General features: G+C 60.6%; 22 protein-coding genes. 7 read left to right on the top strand and 15 right to left on the bottom strand.

The window, feature by feature from the left end; translation table 11 throughout:
* Positions 1-107: 107 nt before the first annotated feature.
* The gene (gene recJ / locus ACP7BX_RS29495; protein WP_177073939.1) at positions 108-1,817 is read right to left on the bottom strand and encodes a single-stranded-DNA-specific exonuclease RecJ; all 1,710 of its coding nucleotides are present in this window, start codon (positions 1,815-1,817) and stop codon (positions 108-110) included.
* A gap of 60 nt (positions 1,818-1,877) precedes the next feature.
* A complete protein-coding gene (locus tag ACP7BX_RS29490) occupies positions 1,878-2,420 on the bottom strand; it encodes a YaeQ family protein (protein WP_016977727.1) in 543 nt (180 codons plus the stop codon).
* A gap of 149 nt (positions 2,421-2,569) precedes the next feature.
* Here ACP7BX_RS29490 and ACP7BX_RS29485 point away from each other — a divergent pair, with 149 nt between their 5' ends.
* Positions 2,570-3,769 carry a CaiB/BaiF CoA transferase family protein gene (locus ACP7BX_RS29485; protein ID WP_426131700.1) on the top strand — a complete coding sequence of 400 codons (1,200 nt, stop codon included), beginning with the start codon at positions 2,570-2,572 and terminating at the stop codon, positions 3,767-3,769.
* Positions 3,769-4,635 carry a TIGR02285 family protein gene (locus tag ACP7BX_RS29480; RefSeq protein WP_426131698.1) on the top strand — a complete coding sequence of 289 codons (867 nt, stop codon included), beginning with the start codon at positions 3,769-3,771 and terminating at the stop codon, positions 4,633-4,635. The genes ACP7BX_RS29485 and ACP7BX_RS29480 overlap by 1 nt, the downstream gene beginning before the upstream one ends.
* Before the next feature lie 170 nt (positions 4,636-4,805).
* On the opposite strand, the gene ACP7BX_RS29475 is transcribed toward ACP7BX_RS29480, so the two are convergent.
* On the bottom strand, positions 4,806-5,090 hold the full coding sequence (locus ACP7BX_RS29475) for a DUF3509 domain-containing protein (RefSeq protein WP_033898579.1): 285 nt from the start codon (positions 5,088-5,090) through the stop codon (positions 4,806-4,808).
* Positions 5,091-5,404: 314 nt separating this feature from the next.
* On the opposite strand from ACP7BX_RS29475, the gene ACP7BX_RS29470 reads away from it, so the two are divergent.
* Entirely contained in the window at positions 5,405-5,605 is a 201-nt protein-coding gene (locus ACP7BX_RS29470; RefSeq protein WP_177073937.1) for a hypothetical protein, read from the top strand.
* Between the two features lie 88 nt (positions 5,606-5,693).
* Here ACP7BX_RS29470 and thrC read toward each other — a convergent pair whose 3' ends face one another.
* The 4 genes from thrC to xerD all read right to left on the bottom strand — a co-directional run bounded on the left by thrC (position 5,694) and on the right by xerD (position 10,375).
* On the bottom strand, positions 5,694-7,103 hold the full coding sequence (gene thrC, locus ACP7BX_RS29465; protein ID WP_426131696.1) for a threonine synthase: 1,410 nt from the start codon (positions 7,101-7,103) through the stop codon (positions 5,694-5,696).
* 67 nt (positions 7,104-7,170) lie between these two features.
* Positions 7,171-8,475, bottom strand: a complete 1,305-nt coding sequence (locus ACP7BX_RS29460) for a homoserine dehydrogenase (protein ID WP_010207988.1) — start codon at positions 8,473-8,475, stop codon at positions 7,171-7,173.
* A 129-nt stretch (positions 8,476-8,604) separates the two neighbouring features.
* The gene (locus ACP7BX_RS29455) at positions 8,605-9,336 is read right to left on the bottom strand and encodes a thioredoxin fold domain-containing protein (RefSeq protein WP_124525023.1); all 732 of its coding nucleotides are present in this window, start codon (positions 9,334-9,336) and stop codon (positions 8,605-8,607) included.
* A 142-nt stretch (positions 9,337-9,478) separates the two neighbouring features.
* The gene (gene xerD, locus ACP7BX_RS29450; protein ID WP_016977717.1) at positions 9,479-10,375 is read right to left on the bottom strand and encodes a site-specific tyrosine recombinase XerD; all 897 of its coding nucleotides are present in this window, start codon (positions 10,373-10,375) and stop codon (positions 9,479-9,481) included.
* Positions 10,376-10,482: 107 nt separating this feature from the next.
* Between xerD and ACP7BX_RS29445 the strand changes: the two genes are divergently transcribed.
* The gene (locus ACP7BX_RS29445) at positions 10,483-12,291 is read left to right on the top strand and encodes a cation:proton antiporter (RefSeq protein WP_426131693.1); all 1,809 of its coding nucleotides are present in this window, start codon (positions 10,483-10,485) and stop codon (positions 12,289-12,291) included.
* Here the strand turns inward: ACP7BX_RS29445 and ACP7BX_RS29440 are convergent, their stop codons facing one another.
* The 6 genes from ACP7BX_RS29440 to ffh all read right to left on the bottom strand — a co-directional run bounded on the left by ACP7BX_RS29440 (position 12,292) and on the right by ffh (position 16,360).
* Positions 12,292-12,705 carry an acyl-CoA thioesterase gene (locus ACP7BX_RS29440; RefSeq protein ID WP_426131691.1) on the bottom strand — a complete coding sequence of 138 codons (414 nt, stop codon included), beginning with the start codon at positions 12,703-12,705 and terminating at the stop codon, positions 12,292-12,294.
* Positions 12,706-12,787: 82 nt separating this feature from the next.
* The gene (gene rplS, locus ACP7BX_RS29435) at positions 12,788-13,138 is read right to left on the bottom strand and encodes a 50S ribosomal protein L19 (protein WP_003175895.1); all 351 of its coding nucleotides are present in this window, start codon (positions 13,136-13,138) and stop codon (positions 12,788-12,790) included.
* 45 nt (positions 13,139-13,183) lie between these two features.
* Complete coding sequence (trmD, locus tag ACP7BX_RS29430) at positions 13,184-13,957, bottom strand: tRNA (guanosine(37)-N1)-methyltransferase TrmD (protein WP_016977714.1); 774 nt, start codon at positions 13,955-13,957, stop codon at positions 13,184-13,186.
* The gene (rimM, locus tag ACP7BX_RS29425; protein WP_033898585.1) at positions 13,939-14,475 is read right to left on the bottom strand and encodes a ribosome maturation factor RimM; all 537 of its coding nucleotides are present in this window, start codon (positions 14,473-14,475) and stop codon (positions 13,939-13,941) included. The genes trmD and rimM overlap by 19 nt, the downstream gene beginning before the upstream one ends.
* Before the next feature lie 5 nt (positions 14,476-14,480).
* Entirely contained in the window at positions 14,481-14,732 is a 252-nt protein-coding gene (gene rpsP, locus ACP7BX_RS29420) for a 30S ribosomal protein S16 (protein ID WP_003175899.1), read from the bottom strand.
* Positions 14,733-14,983: 251 nt separating this feature from the next.
* Complete coding sequence (ffh, locus tag ACP7BX_RS29415; RefSeq protein ID WP_003193965.1) at positions 14,984-16,360, bottom strand: signal recognition particle protein; 1,377 nt, start codon at positions 16,358-16,360, stop codon at positions 14,984-14,986.
* Positions 16,361-16,578: 218 nt separating this feature from the next.
* Between ffh and ACP7BX_RS29410 the strand changes: the two genes are divergently transcribed.
* From ACP7BX_RS29410 to ACP7BX_RS29400, 3 genes are all read left to right on the top strand, one after another.
* Entirely contained in the window at positions 16,579-17,391 is an 813-nt protein-coding gene (locus ACP7BX_RS29410) for a cytochrome C assembly family protein (protein ID WP_425504243.1), read from the top strand.
* Between the two features lie 12 nt (positions 17,392-17,403).
* A complete protein-coding gene (locus ACP7BX_RS29405; protein ID WP_426131688.1) occupies positions 17,404-18,642 on the top strand; it encodes a transporter associated domain-containing protein in 1,239 nt (412 codons plus the stop codon).
* A 222-nt stretch (positions 18,643-18,864) separates the two neighbouring features.
* Positions 18,865-20,178: an MFS transporter gene (locus ACP7BX_RS29400; RefSeq protein WP_426131686.1), complete on the top strand. Its 1,314-nt coding sequence runs from the start codon at positions 18,865-18,867 to the stop codon at positions 20,176-20,178.
* Between the two features lie 114 nt (positions 20,179-20,292).
* On the opposite strand, the gene purT is transcribed toward ACP7BX_RS29400, so the two are convergent.
* Together purT and ACP7BX_RS29390 are read right to left on the bottom strand one after the other, a co-directional pair.
* Entirely contained in the window at positions 20,293-21,474 is a 1,182-nt protein-coding gene (purT, locus tag ACP7BX_RS29395) for a formate-dependent phosphoribosylglycinamide formyltransferase (RefSeq protein ID WP_017139720.1), read from the bottom strand.
* 69 nt (positions 21,475-21,543) lie between these two features.
* Positions 21,544-22,011: a VUT family protein gene (locus ACP7BX_RS29390; RefSeq protein ID WP_015885703.1), complete on the bottom strand. Its 468-nt coding sequence runs from the start codon at positions 22,009-22,011 to the stop codon at positions 21,544-21,546.
* Positions 22,012-22,023 lie beyond the last annotated feature (12 nt).

Genomic DNA, 22,023 nt, shown 5'->3' with positions numbered 1-22,023 from the left:
CTGTCAGCCAGAATGCGGCGTTTGGTTTTAGGGCTGCTGCGCAGCCCAGCGCGGGGCAAGCCCGCTCACCACAACAAGCCCGCTCACCACAAAAAAACCGCTGAGATTTAGCGCGGTTCGATGTGGGCAATCATCAACTGCACAGTCTCATTCCCACGAAACTCGTTCACATCCAGCTTGTAAGCCAATTCCACCCAACGCACGGTCGGGTTCGGCCAGACCTCACGGTCCACCCCAAACGCAATGCCATCGAGCTTCACCGACCCGCATTCAGTCTTGAGCACCACCTTCAGGTGACGCTCACCCACCACGCGCTGCTCCACCAACTGGAATACACCGTGAAAGACCGGCTCGGGGAAGTGCTGCCCCCACGGCCCGGCATGCCGCAGCGCGCGGGCCAGTTCCAGGTGAAACTCTTCCACCGCCAGGGTGCCGTCTGACAGCAGACGACCGGTCAGGTCTTCTTCACGCAATTGGCGACGCACTTCGGCATCGAAAGCTTCGGCAAACAACGGGAAGTTTTCTTCGGGCAACGTCAGCCCCGCCGCCATGGCGTGGCCGCCGTACTTGGCGATCAGGTTGGGATGCTGGCTCGCAACCACCGCCAGCGCATCACGGATATGAAACCCCTGCACAGAGCGCCCTGAGCCCTTGAGCAAGCCATCACCGGCGTCGGCGAAGGCGATGGTCGGGCGGAAGTAACGTTCTTTCATACGCGACGCCAGAATCCCGATCACGCCTTGGTGCCATTCCGGGTCGAAGAGGCACAAGCCGTAAGGCATCGACTCCACCGGCAAGTCCTTGAGCTGGGCCAGGGCCTCGCGCTGCATGCCTTGCTCGATGGATTTGCGGTCCTGGTTCATGCCGTCCAGTTGCGCGGCCATTTCCCGCGCCGCGGCAACGTCGGTGGTGAGCAGGCATTCGATGCCCAGGCTCATGTCATCCAGACGCCCCGCAGCGTTCAGGCGTGGCCCGAGGATAAATCCCAGGTCGGTGGAGGTGATACGCGCAGCATCGCGCTTGGCCACTTCCAGGATCGCCTTGATCCCTGGCCGCGCACGACCGGCGCGGATACGCTCCAGGCCCTGATGCACCAGGATGCGGTTGTTGGCGTCCAGGGGCACCACATCGGCGACGCTGCCCAGGGCAACCAGGTCGAGCAATTCACCGATGTTGGGTTGAGGCTTATTCTCGTACCAGCCCAAACTGCGCAGGCGTGCGCGCAGGGCCATCAGCACATAAAAGATCACGCCGACACCGGCCAGTGCTTTGCTCGGGAATTCGCAGCCAGGCTGGTTCGGGTTGACGATGGCATCCGCCGCCGGCAATTCATCACCGGGCAAGTGGTGGTCCGTCACCAGCACCTGCAACCCCGCCGCTTTCGCCGCCGCCACGCCTTCGACGCTGGAAATGCCGTTGTCCACGGTAATCAGCAACTGCGGCTCGCGCTGCAGGGCCACGGCGACGATTTCCGGGGTCAGGCCGTAGCCGTACTCGAAACGATTGGGCACCAGGTAGTCAACATGGGCCGCACCGAGCAAACGCAGGCCCAGGGTGCCCACGGTACTGGCCGTGGCGCCGTCGGCGTCAAAGTCACCCACGATAAGGATGCGCTGGCGCTGCTCTAGCGCGGTCACCAGCAAGTCCACCGCCGCGTCGATACCCTTGAGCTGCTGGTAGGGAATCAACCGCGCCAGGCTTTTATCCAGTTCAGCCTCGGACTGCACCCCGCGCGCGGCGTAGAGACGGGTCAACAGCGGTGGCAATTCACCGAGAAACGGCAGGACGGCGGGTAACGGGCGAGGATCGATACGCATGGGGTGACGGAGACTTCTCTTCTGATACGGAAATAAAACAGGTGACCGGCGGCGATCCAATCAACCGCGTTCGCCGACCAACCACTGCAACTGCACTTCATGCTGGCCACGGTCGTCGGTGACGAACATCGTGCCTTCGCTGATCATCACGTCCCACTTGATGACGCGGGGCATGTCCTTGGCCAGGGTCTCGAGGACTTCCTGAGGCACGGCGGCGATGTGTACGTTTTTCAGGTTATTCGCTACCGGCACGACCTTGCCTTCCCACACGCGCAAGCTGCCGTAGGCCAGCAGGCTGGTGCGCTCGGTGCGACGCGAGCACCAGGTGAGACGGTCGGCATCGGGCTGGCCGACTTCGATCCAGTGCAGGACCCGATCATCCAGGCTTTTTTCCCACAGGGCTGGTTCGTCAACATCTGACAGGCCGCGCCCGAACGACAACTGCTCGTTGTACCAGAGGGCGTAGGCCAGCAGGCGCACAGTCATGCGCTCTTCCGTTTCCGACGGATGGCGGGCGATGGTCTGTTTGACACTCTCGTACACCGAGCGATCAAGGTCGGTGAGGTTGAGTTCGAATTTGTAGGTCGTGGACGGCTGGGCCATGAACGCGCTTCTAGAGACAGGGAAAGGCGGCCAGTCTAACCGATGGCGGGGTCATTCAACGAATCGTGCGCTGCATCATCCTTATCCCTGGCCTGCCCGCCTATGTTAAAAGGCATCACATTACCGCTCTTGCGCAGACAAGGATCCTCATGCCGTTCAACGCCAAACCGCTTGCCGGACTGAAAGTCATCGAACTCGGCACCCTGATCGCCGGCCCGTTTGCCTCACGTATCTGCGCGGAATTCGGCGCTGAGGTGATCAAGGTCGAATCGCCCGACGGCGGCGACCCCCTGCGCAAATGGCGCAAGCTGTACGAGGGCACGTCGCTGTGGTGGTTCGTGCAGGCGCGCAACAAGCAGTCGCTGACGCTGAACCTCAAGCACCCGGACGGCCTGGCCATCCTCAAGCAGTTGCTGGCCGACGCCGACATCCTGATCGAGAATTTCCGCCCCGGCGTGCTGGAGAAACTCGGCCTGAGCTGGGAAACTCTGCACGCCCTCAACCCCAAGCTGGTGATGGTGCGCCTCTCCGGCTTTGGCCAGACCGGGCCGATGAAAGACCAGCCGGGGTTTGGCGCCGTGGGCGAATCCATGGGCGGCTTGCGTTACATCACCGGCTTTGAAGACCGCCCGCCGGTCCGCACCGGTATTTCCATCGGTGACTCGATCGCCGCGCTGTGGGCGGTGATTGGTGCGCTGATGGCGCTGCGTCATCGCGAAGTCAACGGCGGCCTGGGCCAGGTGGTAGATGTGGCGCTGTACGAAGCCATCTTCGCCATGATGGAAAGCATGATCCCGGAGTTCGACGTGTTTGGCTTTATTCGCGAACGCACCGGCAACATCATGCCGGGTATCACGCCCTCCTCGATCCACACCAGCGCCGATGGCAAGCATGTGCAGATTGGCGCCAACGGCGATGCGATCTTCAAGCGCTTCATGTCCGCTATTGGCCGTGAGGATTTGGCCAACGATCCTGTACTTGCCAGCAATGACGGGCGCGATAGCCGCCGTGATGAACTGTACGGCGTGATTGATCGCTGGGTGAATTCGCTACCGCTGGATCAGGTGATAGAGATCCTGAATAAAGCCGAAGTACCCGCCAGCCGCATCTACAGCGCCGAGGACATGCTCGGCGACCCGCAATTCCTGGCCAGGGAGATGTTCCTCAAGGCCAAGTTGCCTGGTGGCAAGGACTTCAAGATGCCCGGCATCGTGCCCAAGCTGTCGGACACACCCGGCAGCTGCGAGTGGGTCGGGCCACAGCTGGGTGAGCATAACAGTGTGGTGCTGGGCGGACTGGGTTACGACGCTGCCGCGATTGCGCGTTTACGTGAGGCAGGCGCGATCTGATGGGACGCAGGCTTACTCAGCTTTGCCTGAATGCCCTACTCGCCTGGGCCCCGATCGCCAGCGCAGAAGACACGCTGATCTGGTTATTGCGCGACTTGCCACCACTGACCATTTTCGAAGGCCCAAGCAAAGGCCAGGGCGCGCTGGATCAGTTGCTGCCGATACTCATCGAACGCCTGCCGGAATATCGGCACCAGGTGCTGCACGTCAATCGCGCGCGGGGCATGCAAATGCTGCGTGAGCCCACGTTCACCTGTGATCCTTCATTGCTGTGGACGGCCGAGCGGGCCAGATACGTCGTCTTTTCCAGCCAGGCATTTGTGGTCGCCAGCAATGGCGTCACGGTGCGGCGTAACCAGCAAGAAGCCATGGCGCCCTACATCACGCAAGGCCAGTTTGACCTGCAGGCGTTCCTCGATGCCCACAAAGCCCGGGTGGGTGCCATCGCAGAGCGCAGCTACGGGCCTGTCATTGATGAACGGCTCAAGCACGCCGATGCACACAAGCTCGCACTGCATTACGGTAACGACGCCCTGGGTAGCCTGTTGCAGATGCAGCGCCTGGGCAGGCTTGAGGCGGTGTTGGGTTATTGGCCGGAAATCCGTTATCACGCGATGCAACAGGGCATCGCCTCGGACGACCTGATCTTTTACCCCATCCAAGGTTCGGCACCTTACCAACACACGCACATCGGCTGCTCGGACACGCCTCAGGGACGCCAGGCCATCGAGCGGATCAACCAGGTATTGCACGAGATCCCACAGGAGCAGGTACAGCAGTCCTACGCCTCATGGCTGGACCCGGTCATGCGCGAACAATATCTGCGCGATAACCCAAGCTTTTTCCAGGATTCGCCGGAGCCGTGACAAATCGCGGGCAAAAAGAAACCCCGAAGCGTGGGGAGACACTTCGGGGTTAAACGTGGCCTACAAAGACCAGTACAACAAGGCACAAACACCGGAGCACAATGTTTGCTCTTGCTGTTACGAAATCTGACCGACCACGTTGCAGGAAGTTTCCATACTTAAACAATTCTTCATGCGGCAGTGGCGCTGCGGGTCTGGGCTGCGTTGCGCAGGGCCGCGATGACCGAGGGCTCCAGGCGTCCTTCAGCGATTTTAATGTCGCGTAGCAGACAGTCCACCACATCCACCAGCACGCGCTTGTCCATCAATTGGGCGCGGTCGACTTCACGTTCGACCACGATGGCGCCAGCAGGATTCTTCACGGTTACCAGGCACTCGTCCTGCACACCAGAGGTGGTCAGCGTAACCTGATAAGGGCTCAGTGCTTCTTCGAGCAATAGGCTGATACTTTCCATCTCGATCACCACTCAATAGTTCGGGAACAATCGTTTCAACGGGAGCTGCATCTATCCTAAGTGACTGTTTGTGACGTAGGAAAGTTCGCTTTATCGTCTTTATGGGGCCGTCAGGGGGTGACGGATTCCAGCATGCGCTTGCAACATGACAGGGAAAAAACGGCGGCACATAACTGCTTACGCACTGGGCGGCTGTTTTGGGGTTGGCCGAGGGCTGAGACCCGAAGTGAATCCTATACTCGGTGAGCGCTGGTAATGCTGCTACGCAGATAAAAGCGCATGTCAAAAGGCCCTTATTGCGAAGGATGAAGACGATGTTGGAACACAACAGAGAACAGGCTGCGCTGGAGAAGATTCACGCTGACATTTCACGCATCTATGCCGAGCAACGCAAACTCAATGCCGAAGCTCACAAGATAACCCGCGAGAACTTCTGGTATCCCATGGGTATCGTTCTGGGCATGTTCACGGCAACCGGAACCATAATGGCTATCGCGCAGAAGCTACTCTCATAAACAATCGCGCCTAGCGGGCCTGCCAGCCATAAAAAAACGCCGCTGACCCAAGGAAGGGAAAGCGGCGTTTTTGTCTGCGCGGTGCGCCTTACAACGGCTTGCCCCGGTTGCCATGCTGGCTCACAAACGCCTGCACAGCCTTCAAGTCATTGGCCAATACGGTGCAACGCTCTTCAAGCTCAAACAGGTCTGCCAGGTGCACTGGCAATTCCAGCGCCTTGCCCACACCCGCCTTCTCTACCGCTTCCGGGAATTTGACCGGGTGGGCGGTGCCCAGGATCACCATCGGGATGTCCAGGCTGCGACGGCATTCGCGGGCGGCCTTCACACCGATAGCGGTGTGCGGGTCCAGCAGCTCACCGGTCTGGGCGTAGACTTCAGCGATGGTTTCGCAGGTCTGAGCATCGTCCACAGCCAGGGAGTCGAACAGCTTGCGGGTTTCGGTCCAGCGCTCTTCTTCCACGCTGAAACCGCCACCGCTCTTGAAGGAGTCCATCAGGCCGGCAATCGCTGCGCCGTTGCGGCCATGCATGTCGAACAGCAGGCGCTCGAAGTTCGACGAGACCATGATGTCCATGGACGGCGACAGCGTGGCGTGCAGGGTTTCCTTGACGTACTGGTTGCCGCTCATGAAGCGGTGCAGGATGTCGTTGCGGTTGGTGGCGACGATTAATTGGTTGATCGGCAGGCCCATGTTGCGCGCCAGATAACCGGCGAAGATGTCGCCGAAATTGCCGGTCGGCACCGAGAACGACACCGAACGCGCCGGGCCGCCCAACTGCAGGGACGCGTGGAAGTAGTAGACGATCTGGGCCATGATCCGCGCCCAGTTGATCGAGTTCACCGCTACCAGGCGTGTGCCCTTCAGGAAGCTCTGGTCAGCGAAGCTGTTCTTGACCATTTCCTGGCAGTCATCGAAGTTGCCTTCGATGGCGATGTTGTGGATGTTCTCACCAAAGATGGTGGTCATCTGGCGACGCTGCACTTCCGATACGCGCTGGTGCGGGTGCAGGATGAAGATGTCGACGTTTTCGCAGTGCTTGCACCCTTCAATGGCGGCCGAACCGGTGTCACCGGAGGTGGCGCCGATGATCACCACGCGCTCGCCGCGCTTCTCCAGCACGTAATCGAGCAGGCGACCCAGCAGTTGCAGGGCGAAATCCTTGAACGCCAGGGTTGGGCCGTGGAACAGTTCCAGTACCCATTCGTTACCGTTCAGTTGGCGCAGCGGTGCGATGGCGTTGTGGGAAAACACGCCATAGGTCTCTTCCAGAATCTTCTTGAAATCCGCATCCGGAATGCTGCCGGTGACGAACGGGCGCATCACGCGGAATGCCAGTTCGTGGTATGGCAGGCCGGCCCAGGAAGCGATTTCTTCCTGTGTGAAGCGTGGCAGGTTTTCCGGCACGTACAGGCCGCCGTCAGTGGCAAGGCCTGCCAGCAGGACGTCTTCGAAATTCAGGGCCGGTGCCTGGCCGCGGGTGCTGATATAACGCATGACTGGCTCCTCTAGAGCATTCTTGGACAAGGGCCGCCGAACCTGCGGGGCCCTTGCAGCAAAATCATTAGTTCAGGTGTTCGACGCGAATCCGCACCACCGGGCCGACCACGCCTTGCAGGGCCTCCAGGGCAGCGATGGCATCATTGATATGCTGTTCGAGCACGCGGTGAGTCAGCAGGATCATCGGCACCTGGCCGTTTTGCTCCTCGACTTCCTTCTGCATGATCGATTCGATGTTGATACCACGCTCCGACAGGATGCTGGCAACCTGGGCCAACACGCCTGGATGGTCCTGGGCCTGGATGCGCAGGTAGTAGGCACTTTCGCAGGCTTCGATCGGCAGGATCGGGTGCGCCGACAGCGAGTCCGGCTGGAAGGCCAGGTGCGGCACGCGGTTTTCCGGGTCGCTGGTCATGGCGCGGACCACATCCACCAGGTCGGCGATCACCGACGAAGCGGTGGGCTCCATGCCGGCACCGGCGCCGTAGAACAGGGTCGAACCCGCCGCATCACCGTTGACCATCACGGCGTTCATCACGCCATTGACGTTGGCGATCAGGCGGTCGGCCGGGATCAGTGTCGGGTGCACACGCAACTCGATACCGGCCGGTGTGCTACGCGCCACGCCCAGGTGCTTGATGCGATAGCCCAGGGCTTCGGCGTAGTTCACGTCGGCAGTGGTCAGCTTGGTGATGCCTTCGGTGTAGGCCTTGTCGAACTGCAACGGAATACCAAAGGCAATGGAGGCCAGGATGGTCAGCTTGTGCGCCGCATCGATGCCTTCCACGTCGAAGGTCGGGTCGGCTTCGGCGTAACCCAGGGCTTGGGCTTCGGCCAGCACGTCTTCGAAGGTACGGCCCTTCTCGCGCATTTCGGTAAGGATGAAGTTACCGGTGCCGTTGATGATACCGGCCACCCAGTTGATGCGGTTGGCGGACAGGCCTTCACGGATCGCCTTGATTACCGGGATGCCACCGGCCACGGCGGCTTCGAACGCCACGATCACGCCCTTCTCGCGCGCCTTGGCGAAGATCTCGTTGCCGTGCACGGCGATCAGCGCCTTGTTGGCGGTGACCACGTGCTTGCCGTTCTCGATGGCCTTGAGCACCAGCTCACGGGCCACGGTGTAACCGCCGACCAGCTCAATGACGATATCGATTTCAGGGTTGGTGGCAACGGCGAAGACATCGTTGGTAATCGCAATACCGGTCGTTTCGAACTGAGGCTTTGGCGAACGCGTGGCAATTTGCGCCACTTCAATCCCGCGACCTGCACGGCGGGAAATTTCCTCAGCGTTACGCTGAAGTACGTTAAAGGTGCCGCCACCGACGGTCCCCAACCCACAGATGCCTACTTTGACCGGTTTCACTGAAGAACTCCCCATGAAACGGCCGACGCTAGGTCGGCCGTGGAAAACAGCCGCACGACTGCGGCTTGCAATTAACGACCCGCCGACGTGTCAGCGAGCCTTGATCGTCGACGTTTCGACGATACTGATTTATTTGGCACCGAGCGCCAGTTTGGCAACTTGTGGTGCCGGCTGGTAGCCCGGAATCACTTGGCCGTCAGCCAAAACGATGGCCGGTGTACCGTTCACGCCGATGGATTGACCCAACGCGAACTGCTTGGAAACCGGGTTGGCACATTTGGCCGCCTTGATTTCCTTGCCATCGACCATCTTGTCCATGGCCGCTTTCTTGTCGGCCGAGCACCACACCGCTTGCAGTTGCTCGTCACCCGGCGAACCCAGGCCTTGGCGCGGGAACGCCACATAGCGTACTTCCACGCCCAGCTTGTTCAGCGCCGGCACTTCGGCGTGCAGCTTGTGGCAGTACGGGCAGGTGGTGTCGGTGAACACGGTGATGTGGGTCTTGGTCTCGCCAATGGCCGGGTAAACCACGGTTTCGGCTACCGGAATGCCATTGATCAGCTTGGACACGCCCAGGCGTTCGGCTTTCTCGGTCAGGTTGACCGGCTTGCCGTCCTTCAGCTGGAACAGGTAGCCCTGGACGATGTACTGGCCGTCGGCACTGGCGTACAGCACGCGGCTGCCCTTGAGCTTGACTTCATACAGGCCGGCCATCGGGCTGGCGCTGATGCTTTCAATCGGGGTATCGAGTTGCAGGTTGGCCAGGCTCTTGCGGATGGTCTGCTCGGCAGCGTCATCGGCGAAGGCAAAGGTGGAAACCAACGCAATGGCTGCGGCGGCAATAATCTGGGTCAAGCGCATGGGAACTCCTGAAGGCAGATGCAGGGACGGGAGCAGTAGCGCCGATGTGAAAACTCGGGCATGGGCCGTCCCCTTTGCTAACCGGCAAAGCCTACCACAGTTGGGCCGCAGGGCAGCCCGTGGCGGGATAAATTGGCGGTTTTCAGCCGCGTGGGTGGTGCTTGGCGTGCATATCCTGCAAACGGGCTCGCGCAACGTGGGTGTAGATCTGGGTTGTGGATAAGTCGCTGTGGCCGAGCAGCATCTGCACCACGCGCAAATCCGCACCGTGGTTGAGCAGATGCGTGGCGAAGGCATGGCGCAAGGTGTGCGGCGACAGGGTCTTGCCAATCCCGGCAACCTTCGCCTGGTGCTTGATGCGATGCCAGAAGGTCTGCCGCGTCATCTGCTCGCCGCGCAGGCTGGGAAACAATACGTCGCTGGGCCGTCCGCCCAGCAGCTCACTGCGCGCATCACGCATATAGCGCTCGACCCACACAATCGCCTCCTCGCCCATGGGCACCAGCCGCTCCTTGCTGCCCTTGCCCATCACCCGCAATACGCCCTGGCGCAGGTTGACTTGCTCCAGGGTCAGGCTGATCAACTCGGTCACCCGCAGGCCACAGGCGTATAGAACCTCCAGCATGGCGCGGTCGCGTTGGCCGATGGCTTCGCTGAGGTCGGGGGCGGCCAGTAAGGCCTCCACGTCAGTTTCTGACAGAGACTTAGGAAGAGGCCTACCTAATTGCGGCATGTCGACTTGTAGAGTCGGATCCACCGCTATCAACTTTTCACGCAACAGATAGCGATAAAAGCCACGCACTCCGGAGAGAAATCTCGCCGTGGAACGTGGCTTGTAGTTTTGCTCAAGGCGCCAGGCCAGGTGGTCGAGAATCAGCTCGCGCCCAGCATTGATCAGCTCGAGGTTTTTCTCCTGCAGCCAACCGTTGAACAGGGCCAGGTCACTGCGGTAGGCCTGGCGCGTATTGTCCGACAGGCCTTTTTCCAGCCAGAGTGCGTCGAGAAAACGGTCGATAAGCAGGTGATCAATGGCAGGCATGGGCACTCAAGCGACGCGGCACGGGGCTTTGCGGCAATTAATTAGTGAACTGTGATTAGGGTCACTAGTCTTTCATAGCCCGCTACTTCAAGGAACAGGAAGCTTTAATGAACGAACAACAGATTTTGCTGGCCTTTGGCGGCATTGGCGTGGCGGCACTCGGCTGCCAATGGCTGGCCTGGCGCCTGAAACTGCCGGCCATTCTGTTCCTGTTACTGAGCGGGATTCTGGCAGGACCGGTACTGGGCTGGCTCGACCCGCAGGAAATGTTCGGCCCTCTGCTGATGCCACTGGTGTCGCTGGCGGTGGCGCTGATTCTGTTTGAAGGCAGCCTGACCCTGCACCTGTCGGAATGGAAGGAAATCGGCAGCGTGGTGCATCGCCTGGTCACGCTTGGCGCGCTGTCGACCTGGGCGGTGATCACCTTGGCGACCCACTGGCTGCTGGGTTTCGACTGGATGCTCGCACTGCTGTTCGGCACGCTGACCTTGGTCACAGGCCCGACTGTCATCGTTCCCATGTTGCGCGTGGTGCGCCCCAAGGCCTCCATCGCCAACATCCTGCGCTGGGAAGGCATTGTCATTGACCCTATCGGCGCCCTGCTGGCCGTCGTGGTGTACAGCTTCATCATCAGCCGTGCTTCCGGCGATGGCTTGAGCCATAGCCTGCTGACCTTCGGCGGGGTGATCGTCTGCGGTAGCCTGTTCGGGATAGCTGGCGGCTGGGTATTGGGGCAGATCATGCGGCGCCAGTGGTTGCCGGAATACCTGCATAACCTGGCGACGCTGGCCGGGGTGCTGGGGGTATTTATCGCCTCAAACGAAGTGATGCATGAATCCGGCTTGCTGGCGGTGACCCTGATGGGCATGTGGATGGCCAACATGAAGGGCGTGGATGTGCGGCACATTCTGCACTTCAAGGAGAACCTCAGCGTGCTGCTGATTTCCGGCCTGTTTATCCTGCTGGCGGCACGCCTGGACTTGAACGCCTTGATTGCGCTGGGACCGTTCGTACTGATCCTGTTGCTGATCATTCAATTCATCGCCCGCCCTCTGAACGTCGCGCTGTCGACCGTCGGCTCGAAACTGAATTGGCGGGAGCGCGCGCTGCTGGCATGGATCGCCCCGCGCGGGATTGTGGCGGCCGCGGTGTCGGCGATATTCGCAATTCGTCTGGATGAAGCCGGGCACGCCGGTGCGCTGCTGTTGGTGCCACTCACCTTTGCGGTGATCATCGGCACCGTGGTGCTGCAAAGCGCGACCGCACGTCCCTTGGCCCGCCTGCTGAAAGTCGCCGAGCCTGCGCCCAGCGGCTTCCTGATCGTCGGCGCGAACGGCCCGGCACGCATCCTTGGCAAGGCCTTGCGGCAACTTGGCAGTCGCGTGTTGCTGACGGACTCAAGCTGGGAAAATATCCGCGCCAGTCGGATGGAAGGGCTTCCCACCTATTTCGGCAACCCGGCCTCCCAGCATGCCGAATCGCACCTGGACCTGGTTGGGCTTGGGCATTTACTGGCGCTCTCCCCGTCCGGCGAACTGAATACCCTGGCCGCCATGCGTTTTCGTCACGACTTCGGCCACCGCCTGTTCACCCTGAGCAGCAGCCAGGAGAGCCGCCGCACCGATAAACACCGAGCCAGCCATGAGCACCGTGGCCAGTTGCTGGGCAGTCAACCCTTGAGTTACACCAAGCTCGCCAGCCTATTGGGCCAAGGCGCCGAGCTGTATAGCACGCATCTCACAGAGGGCTTCGGCTGGGAGCAATACCAAACGCTCCATGGGGAACGCGCCACGCTACTGTTTGCCCGAGATGTCAGCGGGTGGGTGCATGTGGTCACCCCGGACAGCAGTGTGAAGCCCGTAGCCGGTTGGACCTTGCTAGCCGTGATCCAACCCGAGAACCACACAACTGGCTGATCAGTCGGCAAACCCAGGCAATACCGGTACAGGGCGTTTGTCCGCGTCAATCGCGACAAAGCTGAACACGCCCTGGATCGCCTTCTCGCGACCATCGGCGCTCATGCTCTCGACGAACACTTCCACTTCAACCTTGAGGCTGGTGTTGCCGACCTTGCTCACGCGGCCGATCAGCTCAACGATGGAGCCGGCCGGGATCGCGTGGTTGAAGTCGATGCGGTCGGTGGAGACTGTCACCAGCGGCAGGCGACAGAAACGGGTGGCCGTGATGAACGACACTTCATCCATCCAGGCCAGGGCGGTGCCACCGAACAAAGTGTTGTGGTGGTTGGTGGTCGGCGGGAACACGGCCTTGGTCACGTGGGTCACGGACAGGTCGGTGCGGCGCTGGATTTCTTCGAGGCGGGTGGTCATGGACAAATACCGGCAAATAGACAAATTTCAGGCACAAAAAAGCAGCCCGTAGGCTGCTTTTTTCTGCATCGGGAAGCTGGACTTAAGCCAGTTTTTCCTTGATGCGAGCTGCTTTACCGGACAGGTCACGCAGGTAGTACAGCTTGGCTTTACGTACGTCACCGCGACGCTTGACGGCCATGCTGTCGATTTGCGGGCTGTAGGTCTGGAAAGTACGCTCTACGCCAACACCGTTGGAGATTTTACGAACAGTGAAAGCACTGTTCACACCACGGTTACGCTTGGCGATTACCACGCCTTCGAACGCTTGCAGACGCGAACGGTCGCCTTCCTTCACTTTCACCTGAACGACAATGGTGTCGCCCGGGGCAAAGGTAGGGATCTCTTTGGTCATCTGCTCTGCTTCGAGTGCAAGGATGATTTTGTTAGTCATGCTGTGCTCCTAAGGTAAGTCAATGGACCTACCATCGATACGTTGTTAACTATCGTCCCGCGCGAGGATGTATTCCTCGAGCAGCTTCTTCTCTTCTCCAGAAAGCGAGCGGCTTTCCAGAAGATCGGCGCGTCGTTCATAGGTCCGACCAAGGGACTGCTGTAAACGCCAACGCCGGATGTGTGCGTGATTGCCACTTAGCAATACGTCGGGAACACGCTGATCCGCATACACCTCCGGTCGGGTGTAGTGCGGGCAATCCAGCAAACCATCCGTGAAGGAATCTTCCTCCGCGGAGTCCGCATGCCCTAAAGCTCCAGGCAGCAGTCGTGTAACCGCATCTATCAGGACCATCGCCGGCAGCTCGCCGCCAGACAGGACATAGTCCCCAATCGACCACTCTTCATCGACATGAGCTTCAATAAACCGCTCGTCAATGCCTTCATAGCGACCGGCAATCAGGATCAGTGCTTCCTCATTCGCCAGTTCGCGGACCCCAGCCTGTTTCAGCTGACGGCCTTGAGGGGACAGGTAAATTACCTTCGCCTTCTCCCCGGCGGCAGCCTTGGCCTGAACCAACGCGTCTTCCAGGGGCTTGATCTTCATCACCATGCCCGGACCACCGCCAAATGGGCGATCGTCTACAGTGTGATGTCGATCCGTCGTGTAGTCTCGCGGGTTCCAACAGGTGAGCTGCAACAGCCCCTGTTTCACCGCCCGACTGGTGATGCCGTACTCGCTGATGGCGGAAAACATCTCGGGAAACAAACTGATCACTTCAATGCGCAAATTAGCCACGCTTAGAAGTCCGCGTCCCATTCCACCTTCATCTCGCCCGCGACCAGGTCGACGGCCAACACGCATTGCGCCGTATAGGGCAACAGGCGTTCGCGATCATCCAGGCTGCCAGCGCAAGGCTTGACCACCATTACATCATTGGCGCCGGTTTCCAGAAGATGATCGATTTTCCCGAACAATTGCCCGAGTTGATCAATAACCTTCAGACCTTCCAGCTGGTACCAGTAGTACTCGCCGTCGGTCAATTCAGGGAACAGGTCTCGCGGCACGCAGATCTCATAACCGGCCAGAAGACGAGCTTCTTCACGGTCATCAAGACCCTTGAGCTTTGCGACCAGGAACTTATCGCTCCCACGTCCACTGACCAGCTCAACCTGCTTCACACTCCCCTCGCGCTTTAGCGTCCAGGTCTTGTACTGCAACAGGTTTTCAGTCGGATCAGTAAAGGAATACACCTTCACTTCGCCGCGAACGCCATGAACAGAGTAAATCTTGCCGATAACGATCAAATCATCAGCAACAGCTGGCGTCGCGTTCATATTGCTCAGGCTGCGGCCTTAGCCGAGTCCTTCAACAGTTTTGCAACGCGCTCGGATGGCTGTGCACCCACGCTCAGCCAGTAGGCTACGCGCTCTTGGTTCACGGACAGACGAACTTCTTGACCACGAGCAACAGGGTTGAAGAAACCAACCTGTTCCTTGTGCGAACCGTCACGCGGGTTGCGGCTGTCGGTTACGGTCAAGTGGTAAAACGGGCGCTTTTTGGAGCCGCCAAGGGCAAGACGGATTGTTAGCATGTGAACATCGTTCCTGTAGTCGGTGCTGCAAATCTAAATGCACAGCGGGCATAGGTGCCCGAAAGGCCGCATATTCTAAGGAATATCCGGACTTTTGCAAATGTCTTTTTCTGGCGCCTATCAGCGTGCCACTCAGATCTGCTATAGAGCCGTCGGTTAAAACGGCGAGTCAGCGCCCGCCAACGGCGGGTTTGCTGGAGATCCCACGTCCCTGTGGGTCGGAGCAGGAGCTGGGCTCCCGCTCGAATACTTTACATTTTCGGCATGCCGCCGCCGGGCAACATACCGCCCATGCCGCGCATCATCTTGGCCATTCCGCCTTTTGCGGAGAATTTCTTCATCATCTTCTGCATCTGCTTGTGCTGCTTGATCAAGCGACCGATGTCCTGCACCTGGGTGCCGGAACCCATGGCGATCCGGCGTTTGCGCGAACCGCTGATCAGCTCAGGGTCGCGGCGCTCGGCCGGGGTCATGGAATTGATGATGGCTTCCATCTGCTTGAACTGCTTCTCTGCCGCACCCTGGGCATTGCCCATCTGCGCCAGGTTCACACCGCCGATGTTCGGCAGCTTGTCCATCAGGCCGCCGAGGCCGCCCATGTTCTTCATCTGTTGCAGCTGGTCGCGGAAGTCTTCGAGGTCGAAGCCCTTGCCCTTCTTCAGCTTCTTGGCCAGTTTATCGGCCTTGTCCTTGTCGAGGGTGGCTTCGGCCTGTTCGATCAGGCTGAGCACGTCGCCCATGCCGAGGATGCGCGAGGCGATACGCTCCGGATGGAACGGTTCGAGCGCTTCGCTCTTCTCGCCCATACCGATGAACTTGATCGGCTTGCCGGTGATGGCACGTACCGACAGCGCGGCACCGCCACGGGCGTCACCGTCGACCTTGGTCAGGATCACGCCGGTCAGTGGCAGCGCGTCGCCGAAGGCCTTGGCGGTGTTGGCCGCATCCTGGCCGGTCATGGCGTCGACCACGAACAGCGTCTCGACCGGGTTGATCGCGGCATGCAGCGCCTTGATCTCGCCCATCATCTCTTCGTCGATGTGCAGACGACCGGCGGTATCGACGATGACCACGTCGATGAACTTGAGCTTGGCTTCTTTAATAGCCGCGTTGGCGATGTCGACCGGCTTCTGGCTCAGGTCGGACGGGAAGAAGGTCACGCCCACTTCGCCCGCGAGCATTTCCAGCTGCTTGATAGCGGCCGGACGGTAGACGTCAGCCGACACCACCATCACGGACTTCTTCTTGCGCTCTTTAAGGAAGCGCGCCAGCTTGCCGGCGGTGGTGGTCTTACCCGCACCTTGCAGACCGGCCATCAGCACCACGGCCGGTGGCACGGCGCTGAGGTTCAAATCTTCGTTGGCCGCGCCCATCAGGCTTTCGAGTTCAGCCTGGACGATTTTCACAAACGCCTGGCCCGGGGTCAGGCTGCGGGACACTTCGGTGCCCACCGCGCGCTCTTTGACCGAGTTGACGAAGTCCTTCACCACCGGCAAGGCGACGTCGGCTTCCAGCAACGCCATGCGCACTTCACGCAGGGTGTCTTTAATATTGTCCTCGGTCAGCTTGGCCTTGCCGGTTACGTGGCGCAGCGTCTGCGAGAGACGGTCAGTCAAGTTTTCAAACATGCGCGATCCTTTCTGGCCCTATTCAGACCGAGGTAATGGCGGCCCAGGCTGTGGTAATTCGCTATTAAAAACAGCGCTCGGCGAGCCTGCGGCGTGGGCAGGTCGCGGATTATAGCGAAGACTGCCGCCATGCACACCCGCTGTCTGGCCTGAGAGTCTTTCGTGTTACGCGGGGGTATGCCAAACTCAGCGCCTTTCGGGCTTGCCTAACAGGATTTATGCTCCCTTTGTCACCCAGTTTGCTACCCAGCCTCGCCGCCGCCCTTTTGTATGCCGCTGCGACTCTCTACCAGGGCACTCGTCTGGCCCAAGGCGCCAAGGCGGACAAACGCCTGCTCGTCGGCTTGGGTGTGCTCGCCCTGCTGGCCCATGCTGCCAGCCTGTTCACCCATTTGATGACCCCCGTCGGCCTGGGCCTGGATTTTTTCAGTGCCGCCAGCCTGATCGCAGCCGCCGTCATCGCATTGACCCTGCTGGCCTGCTACCGGATTCCCGTCGAGAACCTGCTGGTGCTGTTATTCCCGCTGGGCATGCTGACGGTGCTGATGGCGCAATTCGCCCCGACCGGCACGGTGCAGGTGATTGATGAAGAGCCAGGCATCCTCGCGCATATCCTGCTGTCGATCCTGGCCTACGGCATGTTCACCATCGCGGTGTTCCAGGCCCTGCTCCTGCTGCTGCAGGACCACCAGCTCAAGCACAAACATCCCTCGGGGCTGATCAAGAACTTCCCGCCGCTGCAAACCATGGAAAGCCTGCTGTTCGGCTTTCTGTGGGCTGGCTGGACGCTGCTGTCGTTGTCGCTGATCTCCGGCTGGCTGTTCGTCGAAAACCTGTTCGCCCAACATTTGGTGCACAAAACCCTGCTGGCGTGCCTGGCCTGGGTGGTGTTCAGCGTGTTGCTGTGGGGCCGCAACCGCCTCGGCTGGCGCGGGCACAAGGCGATCCGCTGGACCCTCGCCGGTTTCTGCCTGCTGATGCTGGCCTATTTCGGCAGCAAGCTGGTCCGCGAATACATCCTGCATATCTGACGGGCAGCGATCATGGACAACTTGCCCCTGGAGCCGATGCTCGTGGTAATCGCCCTGCTGGTCTTATGGGCCGCATTGTTCACCGCCATCGAAGCCGCGCAACAACACCTGCTGGCCCTGCGCCCCGGCACACGCCAGGGCGACAAGGCCGCCGCCCGCCTGAGCTTCCCGCGTAACAGCCTGATCTTGTGCAACAGCCTGTGTCGCGCCGCCGTGGTGATCCTCTGCACGCTGCTGGCTATCTACGCCTGGGCGCAGAATGGGCCTTGGCTGGGCTGGATGATTTCCTGCGCGATCCTGTTGATACTGGCTGACTACCTGCCCCGCGCCCTCGCCGTCCGCCATCCGCAGGCCGTGCTGGGCTTTGGCAATACGCTGTTGGGCGTGCCGCTGAAAATCCTTTACCCGCTGGCCTGGCTGCTCAATGGCATCAGCCTGTTGCTGCTGCGCCCGTTTGCGCGCAAATCCGGCGTGGTGAAAAAGAGCGACGAGCCGCTGCCCGACCATGACGACGAGCCGGAAGCCGAGTCCGACGAAGGCCGCACCCCAGGCATGCCGGGCATCCACGCCCTGGACAACATCACCGTCAACGACATCCTGGTACCGCGCAGCGAAGTGGACGGTATCAACCTGGATGACTCGATCGAAGAAATCATTGAGCAACTGCGCACCTCCCAGCGCACGCGCCTGCCGGTGTTCCACAGTGACATCAACCAGGTCCAGGCGGTGCTCAATACCCGGCAGATCCAACACCTGCTGCCCGACGCCAGCCTGACCAAAGAAGCCTTGCTCGCCGCCTGCCACGAACCCTACTTCGTCCCGGAAAGCACGCCCCTGCAACTGCAACTACTGAACTTCCACAAGCAGCAGCGGCGCCTGGGCATGGTGGTGGATGAATACGGCGAAGTGCTGGGTATCGTGACCCTGGAAGATATCCTCGAAGAAATCGTCGGCGAATTCGAAAGCGAACAGAGTGCCGACAACCCGCACATCGAGCCCCAGCCGGACGGCCGCTACATCATCGATGGCGCCGCCTCGATCCGCGAGCTGAACAAAAGCCTGAACTGGCACCTGCCCAGCGACGGCCCCAAGACCCTCAATGGCCTGGTCACCGAAGCGCTGGAGACCATTCCCGATTGCGCGGTGTGCCTGAAAATCGGGCGCTACCGCCTGGAAATCCTCGAGACCGAGGACAACCGCGTGAGCAAGGTGCTGATCTGGCACACCAGCCGGATGCCGGTCGCCGTTTAACCCCATTGTTGGATCCGCAAACCCCTTCCTATAATCGGGGCGGCTTACCAGAGCCGCGCCCGACCGCGTGCTACCCGCACCCAGCGTGTCCAGGCACCGCTTTATCGTGTCTGACCGGTGTTCGCTCCCATCCCGAGCCTTCCCGCGCACAACCCTGATCCATGGGTGTTCGACCAATAATAATCCGCGTCCAAACGCGCAATGACCATCAGGGACACCACCATGAGCACCACGTATAACGAGGCCGCGCCCGCCGCCGCCCCGACCAACTCGACTGCACGGGTCGCCACGGCGAGCATCGTCGGCACCGCCATCGAGTTCTACGACTTCTATATCTACGCCACGGCCGCTGCGCTGGTGATCGGTCCGGTGTTCTTCCCGCAGACCTCCGGCACCGCACAGATGCTTGCGTCGTTCCTGACCTTCGGTATCGCCTTTATCGCCCGCCCGCTGGGTTCGGCGCTGTTCGGCCACTTTGGCGACCGTATCGGGCGTAAATCCACACTGGTGGCGTCCTTGCTGCTGATGGGCGTGTGTACCACGCTGATTGGCTTACTGCCCGGCTATGACAGCATCGGGGCCTGGGCGCCGATCCTGTTGTGTGTGCTGCGTTTCGGCCAGGGCCTGGGCTTGGGCGGTGAATGGGGCGGCGCGGCGCTGCTGGCGACCGAGAATGCGCCCAAGGGCAAACGTGCCTGGTTTGGCATGTTCCCGCAGCTGGGCCCTTCGATCGGCTTCCTGGCCGCCAACGGCTTGTTCCTGATCCTGGCCATGAGCCTGAACGACGAACAATTCCGCAGCTGGGGCTGGCGCATCCCGTTCATCCTCAGCGCCGCGCTGGTGATGGTTGGCCTGTATGCACGGCTGAAGCTGCACGAGACGCCCGTGTTCGCCAACGCCGTCGCCCAGGAAGCGCCGGTCAAGGTGCCGCTGGTGGAATTGTTCAGCCAGCATTGGCTGCCGGTGTTGCTGGGCGCTGCGTCGATGGTGGTGTGTTATGCGCTGTTCTACATCACCACCGCATTCTCCCTGAGTTACGGCGTTTCAACCTTGGGTTACAGCCGCGAGACCTTCCTCGGCCTGCTGTGCTTTGCGGTGCTGTTCATGGGACTGGCGACGCCATTGGCGGCCTTGGCCAGCGACCGCTACGGGCGCAAGCCGGTGCTGATTGTCGGCGCGATCCTGGCAATCCTGTCGGGCTTCACCATGGAGCCGTTGCTGACCCACGGTTCTACTTGGGCCGTGGCGTTGTTCCTGGCGCTGGAGCTGTTCCTGATGGGCGTGACCTTCGCGCCGATGGGCGCCATGTTGCCGGAACTGTTCCCGACCCGCGTGCGTTATACCGGTGCTTCGGCGGCGTATAACCTGGGCGGGATTGTGGGCGCGTCGGCCGCACCGTTCTTCGCGACCAAGCTGGTGGCGATGGGTGGGCTGAGTTATGTCGGCGGGTATGTGTCGGCGGCAGCGTTGCTCAGCTTGATTGCTGTGCTGTGCCTGAAAGAGACGCGGGATAACGATTTGAACAAAGTCGCCTGATAGACCGCTTTCGCGAGCAAGCCGACTCCAACATTTGATCGGGTTCACACATTTTGACTTGTGAACCCATTCAAGTGTGGGAGCCGGGCTTGCCCGCGATGGGCGCGACGCGGTTTACAGCTCTACTACAACAGCCTTCGAAGCACGAGTGGCCTTGGCCCGAGCCGCTTCAATCGACTCATCCCGCGCCAACGCCACACCCATCCGACGCTGGCCATTCACTTCCGGTTTACCAAACAGACGCAACGCCGTGTCCGGCTCGCTCAATGCCGCGCCAAGGTTGGCGAACGCCGTCTGGGTCGACTGCCCTTCCACCAGAATCACCGCCGAAGCCGAAGGCCCGAACTGACGGATCAACGGGATCGGCAAGCCCAGGATGGCGCGCGCATGCAGCGCGAACTGCGACAGGTCCTGAGAAATCAGGGTCACCAAACCGGTGTCATGCGGGCGCGGCGAGACTTCGCTGAACCACACCTGATCACCCTTGATGAACAGCTCAACGCCAAACAGACCACGACCGCCCAGGGCCTCGGTCACCGCTTTGGCGACGCGCTCGGATTCGGCCAGGGCAATCGGGCTCATGGCCTGCGGCTGCCAGGATTCCTGGTAGTCGCCCTTCTCCTGACGGTGGCCAACCGGTGCACAGAACGTGGTGCCGCCGATGTGGCGCACAGTCAGCAGGGTGATTTCGTAGTCGAAGTCGATAAAGCCTTCGATGATCACGCGGCCTTTACCGGCACGGCCACCTTCCTGGGCGTAGTCCCAGGCTTTCTGCACGTCATCAGCACTGCGCAGCAGGCTCTGGCCCTTGCCCGACGAACTCATCACCGGCTTGACCACGCACGGGAAGCCCAGGTCTTGCACGGCCTTGCTGTAGTCTTCGAACGTATCGGCGAAGTGGTACGGCGAGGTCGGCAGGTCCAGCTCTTCAGCGGCCAGGCGGCGGATGCCTTCACGGTTCATGGTCAGCGAAGTGGCGCGCGCGGTCGGGATCACGGTGAAGCCTTCGGCCTCCAGTTCGACCAGGGTGGCGGTGGCGATGGCTTCGATTTCCGGCACGATGAAGTGCGGTTTCTCGGCCTCGATCACCGCACGCAGCGCGGCGCCGTCGAGCATGTTAATCACATGGCTACGGTGCGCCACCTGCATGGCCGGCGCATTGGCGTAGCGATCCACGGCAATCACTTCAACGCCCAGGCGTTGCAGTTCGATTACCACTTCCTTGCCCAGCTCACCGCAGCCACACAGCAAAACGCGGGTCGCGGTTGGCGACAATGGAGTTCCGATTCGGGTCATCTCAGGTCCTCAGGGGAGCGGATCATTGGGAGAAAGGCCGGCATTTTACATGAACTGCAGCAATTGGCCTCAGTTGGCGACGGCGCGCTTGCGGATGCGCCAGGCCATGATCAGCCACACCACCGTGACCCCGGCGAATTTCGACACCAGCGCAGTGCCCGCTACCGCTGGAGTGAGCGCGCCGATCAAGCCGAAGAAGATGAAGGTATCGAGAGGAATACTCAGCGCCGAACTTATCCACAGACGGTCGTGCAACGGGCGCTTGGTGATGCTGAACACCAGCCAGTCGATGCACTCGGACACCGCAAACGCCGTGGCGCTGGCCAGGGCGATGGCCGGGTCGGACGTGACGTACGACAGCACCAGCGCGGCCAGCATGGCGATGATTGCACCGTGGCCGAAGCGGGTTTGCACCATGTCGCGCAGGATAAAGACCAGGCCGCCCCAGGCGGACCAGATGACGTCCAGGTGCGGAGCGGTGGAGAAGGCAAAGTTGATCAGCACGACGCTGCTGATGTAGGCGATCAGGAAGAGCATGGGGAAGTTGAC

It is taken from the genome of Pseudomonas sp. DWP3-1-3b3 (genome assembly GCF_049896305.1).
In the GTDB taxonomy this organism is placed as follows: domain Bacteria; phylum Pseudomonadota; class Gammaproteobacteria; order Pseudomonadales; family Pseudomonadaceae; genus Aquipseudomonas; species Aquipseudomonas azotoformans_A.
This window is presented reverse-complemented; position numbering and strand designations above follow the sequence as displayed.

What these genes read in the sequence shown, in the direction of transcription:
- ACP7BX_RS29440 (WP_426131691.1), bottom strand. Translation starts at nt 12,705, where the DNA reads ATGACCACCCGCCTCGAAGAAATCCAGCGCCGCACCGACCTGTCCGTG.
- ffh (WP_003193965.1), bottom strand. Translation starts at nt 16,360, where the DNA reads ATGTTTGAAAACTTGACTGACCGTCTCTCGCAGACGCTGCGCCACGTA.
- ACP7BX_RS29390 (WP_015885703.1), bottom strand. Translation starts at nt 22,011, where the DNA reads ATGCTCTTCCTGATCGCCTACATCAGCAGCGTCGTGCTGATCAACTTT.
- recJ (WP_177073939.1), bottom strand. Translation starts at nt 1,817, where the DNA reads ATGCGTATCGATCCTCGCCCGTTACCCGCCGTCCTGCCGTTTCTCGGT.
- xerD (WP_016977717.1), bottom strand. Translation starts at nt 10,375, where the DNA reads ATGCCTGCCATTGATCACCTGCTTATCGACCGTTTTCTCGACGCACTC.
- rimM (WP_033898585.1), bottom strand. Translation starts at nt 14,475, where the DNA reads ATGAACGCGACGCCAGCTGTTGCTGATGATTTGATCGTTATCGGCAAG.
- thrC (WP_426131696.1), bottom strand. Translation starts at nt 7,103, where the DNA reads ATGCGTTATATCAGCACCCGCGGCCAGGCACCGGCCCTGAATTTCGAA.
- ACP7BX_RS29445 (WP_426131693.1), top strand. Translation starts at nt 10,483, where the DNA reads ATGAACGAACAACAGATTTTGCTGGCCTTTGGCGGCATTGGCGTGGCG.
- ACP7BX_RS29470 (WP_177073937.1), top strand. Translation starts at nt 5,405, where the DNA reads ATGTTGGAACACAACAGAGAACAGGCTGCGCTGGAGAAGATTCACGCT.
- ACP7BX_RS29475 (WP_033898579.1), bottom strand. Translation starts at nt 5,090, where the DNA reads ATGGAAAGTATCAGCCTATTGCTCGAAGAAGCACTGAGCCCTTATCAG.
- ACP7BX_RS29405 (WP_426131688.1), top strand. Translation starts at nt 17,404, where the DNA reads ATGGACAACTTGCCCCTGGAGCCGATGCTCGTGGTAATCGCCCTGCTG.
- ACP7BX_RS29400 (WP_426131686.1), top strand. Translation starts at nt 18,865, where the DNA reads ATGAGCACCACGTATAACGAGGCCGCGCCCGCCGCCGCCCCGACCAAC.
- ACP7BX_RS29410 (WP_425504243.1), top strand. Translation starts at nt 16,579, where the DNA reads ATGCTCCCTTTGTCACCCAGTTTGCTACCCAGCCTCGCCGCCGCCCTT.
- rpsP (WP_003175899.1), bottom strand. Translation starts at nt 14,732, where the DNA reads ATGCTAACAATCCGTCTTGCCCTTGGCGGCTCCAAAAAGCGCCCGTTT.
- purT (WP_017139720.1), bottom strand. Translation starts at nt 21,474, where the DNA reads ATGACCCGAATCGGAACTCCATTGTCGCCAACCGCGACCCGCGTTTTG.
- ACP7BX_RS29480 (WP_426131698.1), top strand. Translation starts at nt 3,769, where the DNA reads ATGGGACGCAGGCTTACTCAGCTTTGCCTGAATGCCCTACTCGCCTGG.
- trmD (WP_016977714.1), bottom strand. Translation starts at nt 13,957, where the DNA reads ATGGGACGCGGACTTCTAAGCGTGGCTAATTTGCGCATTGAAGTGATC.
- rplS (WP_003175895.1), bottom strand. Translation starts at nt 13,138, where the DNA reads ATGACTAACAAAATCATCCTTGCACTCGAAGCAGAGCAGATGACCAAA.
- ACP7BX_RS29485 (WP_426131700.1), top strand. Translation starts at nt 2,570, where the DNA reads ATGCCGTTCAACGCCAAACCGCTTGCCGGACTGAAAGTCATCGAACTC.
- ACP7BX_RS29490 (WP_016977727.1), bottom strand. Translation starts at nt 2,420, where the DNA reads ATGGCCCAGCCGTCCACGACCTACAAATTCGAACTCAACCTCACCGAC.
- ACP7BX_RS29455 (WP_124525023.1), bottom strand. Translation starts at nt 9,336, where the DNA reads ATGCGCTTGACCCAGATTATTGCCGCCGCAGCCATTGCGTTGGTTTCC.